Origin of the sequence: Nitrospirillum amazonense, from assembly GCF_007828045.1 — a bacterium.
Classification (GTDB): Bacteria; Pseudomonadota; Alphaproteobacteria; order Azospirillales; family Azospirillaceae; genus Nitrospirillum; species Nitrospirillum amazonense_C.
Genome location: NZ_VITN01000024.1, coordinates 13,155 through 22,442, shown reverse-complemented (window position 1 = coordinate 22,442; position 9,288 = coordinate 13,155). Strand labels below are relative to the sequence as shown.

The window sequence follows — 9,288 nt, the reverse complement described above, 5'->3', positions numbered from 1 at the left end:
CATGAAAGCCTGCTTGCCCACATGGTTCACCCTGGATGTCGCGGAAGCGGACCGGTTCGTCACGCCCGACTTCACGCTAGGGCAATTCTTTTATTCCGCGGAAACCGTGCGCCTGCTGGCCGACTGCCTGGACCACTTCACCAACCCCTGCTGCCTTTGCACCCCGCGCCTGGCGTACGAATGGCACCAGCGGGGCCGCGAGGTGCGGCTGCTGGACTACGACCGGCGTTTCTCCAGCATGCCGGGCTATCGCCCTTTCGACCTTCTGCGCCCGCAACCGACAACGGAGCGGTTTGACGCCGTCATCTTCGACCCGATCTTCAGCGACGCCACGCGCCTGCGCCGGGCTCTGGAAATGGTGGCGGGGCAGCCGGACGCGGATACGCCGACGGCTCTGTATATGACCTTCCCAAAGGAGCGGGAAGCGGAACTGCTGTCAGCGTTCGGGGCCTGGCGGCTGGCGCCGCTGCCCTTCCGTCTGGGCTACAACAACGTGCGGCCGGGCCACGCGGATACGTTCCAGCTCTATGGCAACAGGCCCCTTCCATCGCCATACCCCGCAGTCACTGACAAGGCGGACGACGCCAACCGCGCCGCGATGAACCGCGCCACCAGCGCGCAGACTTCGGGCTCTGCCGAACGGGTGAAGAAATGATCCCCCGGCAGCACATGGACCTCGGGGTCGTCGAGGCCATATCGTCGCCAACCGCCGAGGTCTTCCGCCGGCACCAGCAGGTCGTCCCTCCCGCCGAGGACCAGCAGCGGCGCCCGCACCGGTTCGGCGTCGTTGGGATGCGATTCGCTAAGCCGGAAATCCGCCCGCAGGATTGGCAGGAAAATCTCGCGCAGTTCAACGTTGTCCAGGATTTCAGAGGGGGTGCCGTTATAGCGCCGCAGCATGGCGACGAACGCGGCGTCATCCAGGGTGGAACGATGGACGCGCGATTCGGGCGGCGGACGCAGGTGGAACGGCTGCTGCCCCGACACCACCAGGCCCGCGGGCGGCAACGCGGCGCGGTCCCGTTCCAGCCGGCGGGCCACCTCGAACGCAAGGCTGGCCCCCAGACTGTGCCCGAAAAGGAAGTAGGGCACCGACGCCCAGGGCCGGATCTCAGCGGCGATCCTGTCGGCGGCGCGCATGATGTCCGCCTCGAAGGGCTCCACGCTGCGGTTTTCCCGGCCGGGAAGCTGCACGGCGACAACCTCGACCGTGGGGGCCAGAAGGACCGGCCAGTTACGAAAGGCCGTGGCGCTTCCTCCCGCATGGTGGAAGCAGAACAAACGGCAGGCCGCAGCGCCGACCGTCCGCGGGAACCGCAGCCAAGGGCTGACCGTGCGCGCGCCGTCGGTAACAGGCCGGGACTGGATGGGCGCGGGCATCACGGCACCCGATGGCGATGGTTATCCAACGCGCGTCCCCTCTCGCAGGCTACGGGGTCGCATGTCCGTCCAGACGGCCTCGATGTGCTTAAGGCAAGTTTCCTTATCGCCGTGCGTGCCATCGGACGACCACCCCAGCGGCAACGCCCTTCCGATCGGCCAAATAGAGTATTGACCTTCATCGTTAAAGACAACCTGGTATTTTTCCTCGTCACCCACAGACATTTTCCGACCTCCGTTAATGATCATTCAGATAGCATCGCACAAATTATGGTGATTTTACTTTAATTGTCAATTGCATACTGCATTTTTTAAAATTCTATAAGCATATCCTTAATCATAGCAAGATGGATACGCACCCAATAAGGATTATCACCTTAGATTAGGAAACGAGAAACTTGACCGAGAAGCCAAGTCGATCTATTATTAATTGTAAAATATGGCGCAATATCTATTATAAACTGCACGTCTTTGCATCAGCTAACGATGCCCCATGGGCTTTCCAGTCGGCCATCTATTGCCGCCGCGCGTGAACGGAGATTCAATGACCGAGGTCGTGATCATCGGCGGAGGACTGGCCGGACTGGCCGCGGCCGGATTGCTGGCCCGACGGGGCGTTCCGGTCACGGTGCTGGAGGCGCAGGCCGATCCTCGGTTGTTGCCGCAGCGTCCGAAGGGACGTTCCATCAACCTGGCGCTCAGCGCGCGGGGTATCCGGACGCTTGAGGTCCTGGACGCCATCGACCTTGTCCGCCCGCTGGCCGTTCCCATGTTCGGACGGCAGATTCACGACTGGCATGGCGGGGAGGAATTCCAGCCTTACGATCAAGTGGGCAATCGCGCAATCCATTCCGTCCGACGGTCGACGTTGATCGACGCGCTGACCGCCGTGGCCGCCGGCACGCCCAATCTAACATTGAAGTTCGGGCATCGGTGCGTGTCGATTGACACAGACGCGAAAACCATTCGCGTCGCCGACGAGTTGGGCCGGACCATGGATATGGCATTCGGCGCCTTGATCGGCGCCGACGGCACGCATTCCCTGGTGCGGGACGCCATCGCCAAGCAGGCGCACGCCCCCGCCCGGGTGGAGACGCTGCGCCATTGCTATAAGGAGTTGGCGATCCCGGCGGATCGCGCCGCGGGGCTGGCGCCGAACGCGTTGCACATCTGGCCGCGCGGCGACGTCATGCTGATCGCCTTGCCCAACAGGGAAGGCAGCTTCACCGCCACGTTGTTCTTCCCTCGGGACGGACGGCTGGACGAGCGACAGTCGCTGGACGCGCAGAAGGCCTTGTTCGACGACCTTTTCCCCGGTGTGGAGGGCGCACTGCTGAGCGACCTGGATCGGCAGCTCGCCGCCAACCCTACCGGCCGCATCGTCACCACCTCTTGCGAAAGCTGGACCGCGGCGCCCGGCTTGCTGGTCCTGGGCGACGCCGCCCACGCCATGGCGCCATTCTATGGGCAGGGGATGAACTGCGCGCTGGAAGATTGCCTGAAATTAGCGGCCGGGGTGCCGGCCGCCGAACCGGGGGGGTGGAACTGGACCGAATGCTTCAAGGCCTTCGCCACGGCGCGGCGCGGCGATGTCCAGGCCATCATGGATCTGTCCCTCAGCAATTATTCTGAGATGAGCCATCACGTCATCCAGGACGGCTTCCGCCTCCGACGCCAAGTCGAGGGGGAACTGGCCCGCGCCCATCCCGACCGCTTCACCCCACTTTACGAAATGGTGGCATTCAGCGACATCCCCTATGCCGAGGCCCTGGCCAGGGCCAGGCGCCAGGATCTGGCCATCAGCCGCTGGACGGCGAACAAATCCCGCAGGGAGGACGTGAACCTGGCCGCCATCGTCGCGGAACTCGACACCATCGGATATCCCCTCGCATGACGCCTCCCCTCATCGCAAAGGCGTTCGTCCCGCCGCCCCGCGTTGACTACGCCCGCTATCTCCGCCTTGAAGAGCTGCTTTCCTTGCAACGCCCGCTGACCGCGGAAACGGACGAACGGCTGTTCATCATCATCCACCAGATGGCGGAGTTGGGCTTCGCCCTTTTGCTGGGCGACCTTTCCGGGCTGGCGGCCACCCCCTCCGGCGCCGTGGTTTGGCCCACCGCCTTAGGCCGGCTGGTCGCCCTGGTGAAACTGCAGGTGGGATTGGTGAATACGCTAGCGGCGACAATAGATAGGGCGCAGTTCCTGGCATTCCGCCAGGCCTTGGCCCCCGCCAGCGGCTTCCAGTCGGCCCAGTATCGCAAGATCGAGCTGCTGAGCGCTAACCTGTGGGACCTCGCCGCGCCGGAGCGTCAAGCCCACGTCGGACCTGCCACACCGTTCCCGGTCCTGTTCGACAGCCTGTACTGGCGCCACGCGCCGCTGGCTGAAAGTTCCGGAACCGACAACTCAGGAACTGACCCAGGAACTGAAGGATCCGCCCTGCTGGATTTTGAGAACGCGCACCTGACGGAACTCCGCGCGTTGGCCGAAGCATCGACCCGCACCAACCTGGCCGCGAAATACGCGGCCACGTGCGAGGGGGTACGGGCGGACCCGGCGGTCACCGGGCTGCTGCGGGACTATGACCGCCTTTTCAACCAGGCTTGGCCGGCAGCGCATTTCCGGCTGGCCGAGAAGTTGCTGTCCGGTGGCCCCCCGGGGGAAGGTGGGGAGCAGGATCGGGGAACCGGTGGTACCGCCTGGCGGCGCTATCTGGGCCAGGGTCGGCGCCAACGTTGCTTCTTCCCCGATCTGCGCGTCACGGCCGGCGATGGTCCCTCCAGCGAGGGGGAAGACTTGGAATGAAGTGGCCCCCCCGTTGGCGCTGGAGCAAATGGCTGGCCGTGACTGTCTTCGGCTTCGTGGCGGTGGCAGCCATCGGTGGAGGCGTGCTGGCCATCCTGGCCTACAAAAGGCTGGGGGATAGCCTGCCTGCGTTGGATGGCCATGTCTCCAGTCCAAGCCTGTCGGCAACCGTGCGCATCGAGCGCGACGCCGACGGTGTTCCGAGCATATGGGCGGAAAACCGGGTGGATGCCGCCTACGCGCTCGGCTTCCTGCATGCGCAGGAACGCTATTTCCAGATGGATTTGGGCCGCCATGCCGCCGCCGGCGAACTGGCCGAACTGTTCGGCGCCGGCATCCTGCCGATCGACCGGGACTTTCGCCGGCACCGCTTCCGCGCCCTGGCCACGCGGGTGCTTGGCGAACTGCCGGTAGAGCAGCGGGAACTGGTCCACGCCTACACCCTGGGCGTGAACGAGGGCTTGCGCCGCCTGGGCGCACCGCCATTTGAATACGGCCTGCTGGCGCTTTCGCCCCAGCCCTGGCGGGAAGAGGACACCCTGCTGTCCGTCTTCTACATGTATCTCCTGTTGCAGGACAGTAAAGCCGACCAGGACTACAGCAGGGCGGCTCTCTACGACGCGTTGCCCCGGCAGGTGGCGGACTTCCTGGCGCCCACCGGTTCACACGACTGGGACGCACCACTTGTCGGGCCGGTCGCGGACGACCCGCCCCTGCCGCCGGCCCAGGTGCTGGACCTACGCCAAGTCCAGGCCAAGCCGCTGAGTTTCGACATGGAAACGGGCCGGCGCTTTCGGGGTAGCAACGCCTGGGCCGTCGGGGGTGGCGTGGCCGCCGGGGATGGCGCCCTTGTCGCCAACGACATGCACCTGGCGTTTGCGATGCCCAACGTGTTCTACCGCGCCGCCATCATGCTGGGCGCCACCGGGGACCGGCTGGTGGGCGTGACCCTTCCAGGCTTCCCCCTGCTCATCGCGGGAAGCAACGGCCATGTGGCCTGGGGACTGACCAACAGCGCCGGCGAGTGGTCGGATCTTGTGCGTCTGGACCAACGCGGCCTGCCAGCGGACCAGTATCGCGTGCCCGCGGGCGTCGCCACCCTGACCGCCATCGACGAGGTGCTACACGTCCGCGGCGGGGCGAACGAGACGCTGCGCATCGAGCAGACGACCTGGGGGCCGGTGATGCGCCACCGGGCGGACGGCGCCCTTTTCGCGGAGCTATGGATCGCCCATTTTCCGCAGGCGGTGAATTTGGGCCTGCTGGGGCTGGAACGGGCCCGGTCGCTGGATGAGGCGATGGCCGCAGCCCCCCTGGCCGGCGTGCCGACGCAAAATCTGGTCGTCGGCGATATCGCGGGCAATGTCGGCTGGACGCTGCTGGGACCCGCGCCGCGCCGCGCCGCGCGCGAAGGGGGGCTGCCGTCCCTATCCAGCCGCGAGGGCGACGGCTGGTCCGGATGGTTGGCGCCGTCGGATTATCCGCGTGTGCAGAATCCTGGTGACGGCCGGATCTGGAGTGCCAACGCGCGCGTCGGCGATGGGAACATCCTGCGCGCCATGGGCCACGGCTATTACATCTTGGGCGCGCGCGCCGGGCAGATCCGCGACGCCCTGCGCGCCGCGCCCCGCTTCGACGAGAACACCATGGCCGCGCTGCAGTTGGACGACCGCGCGCTTTTTCTGTCCCGCTGGCGCGGCCTGCTGCTTGAGACTCTGAAACACCGGCCCCCTGCCTTGGGGATGCGGACGGACGAGGCGGCAACCGTGGTGACGGGGTCGTCGGACCGGGCGGATGCGGACGCGGCCGGTTATCGCCTCGTACGGGAATTCCGCCTCGCCGCAGACAGGCTGGCCTTCGCACCCTTCGTCGGTCTGGTCGCGGCGAGGTTCCCGGATTTCAAGTTCGACGCCACGGGCAACCAGCGCGAGGACAGCCTTTGGCGCCTAGTGACGGAACGCCCAGCCCACCTGCTGAACCCCCGGTTCGCCACCTGGGACGCCCTGCTTGAGGCCGCCGCGGCGGAAGCCGTGACCACCGTGGCCGGCAAAGACGCGGCACTGTCCAGCCGCCCGTGGGGGGAGGCCAACCTGTTGGCCATGCGCCATCCCATGAGCCCCTTCTTCCCCTTCATCGGCCACTTTCTGGACATGCCCCCGTCACCACTTTCGGGAGATGAGAACATGCCACTTGCCGAACTGTCGTCGCACGGTCCGGTCCTTCGACTTGTCGTCTCGCCGGGACACGAGGACAGGGGCTTCCTAACCATGCCGGGCGGGCAGTCCGCGAACCCCCGCAGCCCCTACTATGGCGCCGGCCACGACGCCTGGCGGACGGGTCATACCACGCCGCTGCTGCCCGGCCCCCCGACGCACACGCTGTGGCTGGACCGGGCCGCCCGCGCCCGGACCGGGGGCCGGCGTCCAGTAGACCGGGCACGGGGCCGGCGCCCGGGTGGGAGCGCTTGGCTGCTTCTGGTACTGCTGGGCCTTGCCCTAACGCCCAAGCCGGCAGCGGCCGCCACGTCTCCTTCCCCATCCGGCCCCACCTTCTCCGGCGTTATGCCGCCGGACCTGCGGTCGGCCAAGGGGGGGGCACCCGACGCCACGCTGGATGAGGCCGCCCTATACGCTTGGCAGGAATTCATCGCCTTGAACTGGCCGGCCAAGGCGGGCAAGCGTGGGACGCCGGACATTGACGCCACCTTCGACTCCCAGGGCCAACCTCGGGTCTGGGAAACCCTTCGCGGACGCGTCGAGGCCTATCCCGGCGTCGGCAGTCCGAGCGGCGGCGCCGACGGGACGCAGGACTATGGCTTCGACAAACCGCCCCGCTACATCTACGATCCCGCCAAGGTCGGCACGCCGGCCGGCCAGGAAGCCGGCACCACGGCGGCCTGCGATCCCGGCGCGGCGATGACATCGCCGCCCTGGCACAACCTGGATGAACCGGACCACGGCAACGCCCAATCCGGCCTGTCCCCCGCAGAGCCCTTCCCCGGCCGGCAGATATTGCTGGAATCCAAGGTCAACCGCGAACACTTCGTCTACGTCGCCTCACGAGGCTGGTACGGTGACAAGCCCCTGCGCCTCATCAAGCGCCGCACGGGCGATTACGTGCGCACTGCACAGGAGGCGCCGCCAGCGGCCAAGGCCGATGACCCGAGCGACGAGACGATGATCAGTTTCCCCAGCGGCGCGCTGGAACTGAAGGCGGCCTGGCGGCGGCTGGGGCCCTTGGACGATCCCGATCATTATTTCACCAGCCGCGTGCGGTTCTACCAGTTGGGCAAGGACGGCCTCTGCCACCAGGATTCAAAAGGCGGCCCGGGCGACACCTGGGGGCTTTTGGCCTTCCACGTTATGCATAAGACGCCATCGGCGCCATATTTCATCTGGGCAACGTTCGAGCAAGTGGACACCCTGATCGCCCCGGCGCCCGGTCCGGACGGCAAACCCGTGCCGTTGGAAAACCCGGATGGCACCCTCGCGCCGGCCGCGGTCGCGCTGAAGACTGCCTACTCGCCCGAGATCAAGGTGACGCCGGCCACCCTGGACGAGGACCAGGAGATACGGTTCGCCAGCGCTGACCCGGCGGAACCTGGACTGCAGCTGTTTTACAACCAGGTTGCCGAATTCGGCCTGCCCCGCATCGACCGCATCGCCATCAACCGCCGCCTATACCCCACGCCGGCGGCCATCGCGGCGGTAAACCGCCGCATGCAGGCGGAGTTGAGCGCACACTATCCCAACCTGCCGCTGGCGCATTACCGCCTGGTCAGCGTGCAATGGCGCCCCGTAGACAAAAAGCCCGGCGAATTCTACGACGGGCCGGAAGAACCCGCGGTTTATTATGCGTCCAATGTCGTCATCGAGCCGGCACCGGTCCAGCAAGCTTTCAGCGGCCAGTTCACCTCTGGTTTCGCCAAGGCGAGCGACTATCTGCACCGCACGATGCTGTTCATCAATCCGAAGCCCAACCCGGGCGATCCGGCCTTCCTCAATTCCTTTTTCGCGGGCCACGGGACCCTGTCGGGCGGATGTATGGGATGCCATGGATTCCGGCAGGCGTATGGCACGGATTGGAGTTTCCTGTTGGAAAGACAGCGCGTGCTGGCCCCCGAAGTTAAACCCTAGGGTCCGCATTACCCCTTTCGAGGGGGGATTATTACCTTTGAACGAATCATTGCCAAGAATTCTTCAGTCGAAAAATGAGGATGTGATGAAATTCTGCTTTCCGTCCATAATGCGCGGCGCTATCTTGACTAAGCCGTCCGTCTTGTCGCGTTACGGCGTTCACGTGCGATCGTTGCCTAAAAATGCGTCTTCATTTGGGTGCGGCCTGGTTTTGGCCGTACTAGTGTTTCCGGTATCCTTCGCCCTGGCCCAAACCCCCGCAGCCCCCATAGGAGGACAGCCCCCCAACCCCACTCGCCCAGCGGCGGCGCAAGCCGTCGGAAACATGCCGGACTGTGCCCATATCAAGCCGTCAAACGCGTCTCAGAAAATCAAATATTTGAATCCTGAGACCTTGTTTGAAACACAATCCTACTCCATCGCGGCGTCCGCGCCGTTAAGTGGGAAAATCGTCTTCATATCCGGGCAAATTCCGGTGGATATACAGTACGGTGTCGTCGCCGATGATTTGGTTGGCCAAGTGAAGGCGGCGTTGGACAATCTGTGCCGCGTGCTGCAGGCGGGCCAGATCAGCAAGGACGACATCATCAAGATTGGCATCACTTACGTCCATAAGGACGCATCCGATCCATTCGCCATCGCCGAGCAAATGAGCGCCTTCTTCGGAAGGGAGCAGATGCCGGTTACTACAATGATGGGGGTCGATTTTTTAATTACTGACAAAATTCGCTTCCAGATAGAAGCGACCGCTGTCACAGATTAATATATCTTGGTTGCCATTTTGGAAAACCAAGTAAAATTACTTAAGAATGCCATACCGTGCCTTCGCGCATAAAAGTCCATATACGACCGGCTTGCCTTCCACAATCCGTAAACCCGCAAACCACATATTGGCCAGCTGCGGATTGGAGAAGGACTGTTCACGATACTTCATTCAAACAACCCTGATTAGGAGGAACTCTATGCG

Annotated in this window: 6 protein-coding genes and 1 pseudogene; 5 read left to right on the top strand and 2 right to left on the bottom strand. The window is 64.5% G+C overall.

The window, feature by feature from the left end:
- Window position 1: 1 nt before the first annotated feature.
- A pseudogene (locus FBZ89_RS31685) lies at window positions 2-322 on the top strand (hypothetical protein); the annotation flags it as partial.
- A gap of 203 nt (window positions 323-525) precedes the next feature.
- On the opposite strand, the gene FBZ89_RS25685 reads toward FBZ89_RS31685, so the two are convergent.
- Window positions 526-1,380: a thioesterase II family protein gene (locus FBZ89_RS25685; RefSeq protein ID WP_145753408.1), complete on the bottom strand. Its 855-nt coding sequence runs from the start codon at window positions 1,378-1,380 to the stop codon at window positions 526-528.
- 21 nt (window positions 1,381-1,401) lie between these two features.
- Window positions 1,402-1,605: an MbtH family protein gene (locus FBZ89_RS25680; RefSeq protein WP_145753406.1), complete on the bottom strand. Its 204-nt coding sequence runs from the start codon at window positions 1,603-1,605 to the stop codon at window positions 1,402-1,404.
- A 319-nt stretch (window positions 1,606-1,924) separates the two neighbouring features.
- Between FBZ89_RS25680 and FBZ89_RS25675 the strand changes: the two genes are divergently transcribed.
- From FBZ89_RS25675 to FBZ89_RS25660, 4 genes are read left to right on the top strand one after another with little or no spacing between them, the layout of a single operon-like run.
- The gene (locus FBZ89_RS25675) at window positions 1,925-3,274 is read left to right on the top strand and encodes an FAD-dependent oxidoreductase (protein WP_186457583.1); all 1,350 of its coding nucleotides are present in this window, start codon (window positions 1,925-1,927) and stop codon (window positions 3,272-3,274) included.
- Window positions 3,271-4,185 carry a tryptophan 2,3-dioxygenase family protein gene (locus FBZ89_RS25670; protein WP_145753402.1) on the top strand — a complete coding sequence of 305 codons (915 nt, stop codon included), beginning with the start codon at window positions 3,271-3,273 and terminating at the stop codon, window positions 4,183-4,185. Before FBZ89_RS25675 ends, FBZ89_RS25670 begins: the two co-directional genes overlap by 4 nt.
- Window positions 4,182-8,321: a penicillin acylase family protein gene (locus FBZ89_RS25665; RefSeq protein ID WP_145753400.1), complete on the top strand. Its 4,140-nt coding sequence runs from the start codon at window positions 4,182-4,184 to the stop codon at window positions 8,319-8,321. Before FBZ89_RS25670 ends, FBZ89_RS25665 begins: the two co-directional genes overlap by 4 nt.
- 37 nt (window positions 8,322-8,358) lie before the next feature.
- Window positions 8,359-9,084 (top strand): RidA family protein, encoded by a 726-nt coding sequence (locus FBZ89_RS25660; protein ID WP_186457582.1) that lies wholly within the window; start codon window positions 8,359-8,361, stop codon window positions 9,082-9,084.
- Window positions 9,085-9,288 lie beyond the last annotated feature (204 nt).

What these genes read in the sequence shown, in the direction of transcription:
- FBZ89_RS25685 (WP_145753408.1), bottom strand. Translation starts at nt 1,380, where the DNA reads ATGCCCGCGCCCATCCAGTCCCGGCCTGTTACCGACGGCGCGCGCACG.
- FBZ89_RS25680 (WP_145753406.1), bottom strand. Translation starts at nt 1,605, where the DNA reads ATGTCTGTGGGTGACGAGGAAAAATACCAGGTTGTCTTTAACGATGAA.
- FBZ89_RS25675 (WP_186457583.1), top strand. Translation starts at nt 1,925, where the DNA reads ATGACCGAGGTCGTGATCATCGGCGGAGGACTGGCCGGACTGGCCGCG.
- FBZ89_RS25670 (WP_145753402.1), top strand. Translation starts at nt 3,271, where the DNA reads ATGACGCCTCCCCTCATCGCAAAGGCGTTCGTCCCGCCGCCCCGCGTT.
- FBZ89_RS25665 (WP_145753400.1), top strand. Translation starts at nt 4,182, where the DNA reads ATGAAGTGGCCCCCCCGTTGGCGCTGGAGCAAATGGCTGGCCGTGACT.